At 75.4% G+C, this 390-nt stretch carries 1 pseudogene; it reads right to left on the bottom strand.

Annotated features, from left to right (window positions below):
• Positions 1-26: 26 nt before the first annotated feature.
• Positions 27-390, bottom strand: a pseudogene (locus J1782_RS00060) (TenA family transcriptional regulator); the annotation flags it as partial.

The raw sequence follows: 390 nt of genomic DNA, 5'->3' as shown, positions 1-390 counted from the left end.
ACTCGCGGGCTCTCCGCCGTGCGGGATCAGCCCTCCTGGCGTGCGGTGGCGGCCGAGGTCTGTGCGAAGAACTCGAGCTCCAGGTGGCACGCGCGCAGGAACGCGCGGCGCATGGCCTCGCGCGTGGCGGTGTCCGCCTGCTCGGCGGCGCGGTCCACGGCGGCACGGGCCACCTCCGTGGCGGCGTGGAACTGCGGGTCGTCGTAGGTCTCGAGCCAGTCCGCGAACGGGTGCCCCTGCAGCCCCGTGCGGCGCGCCCGCTCCGTGAGCTCCGCCCCCACGTGCGCGTAGAGCCAGTAGCACGGCAGGACCGCGGCGGCACCCACCGCGAACCCGTCCTGTCCCGTGCGGGCGAGCAGGAAGTCCGCGTACGCGCTCGTGGTCCCGGAG

Origin of the sequence: Rahnella sp. BCC 1045, from assembly GCF_019049615.1 — a bacterium.
Taxonomy (GTDB): Bacteria; Pseudomonadota; Gammaproteobacteria; order Enterobacterales; family Enterobacteriaceae; genus Rahnella; species Rahnella contaminans.
The sequence above is the reverse complement of the archived record's forward strand: the minus strand, read 5'-3'. Positions and strand labels throughout refer to the sequence as shown.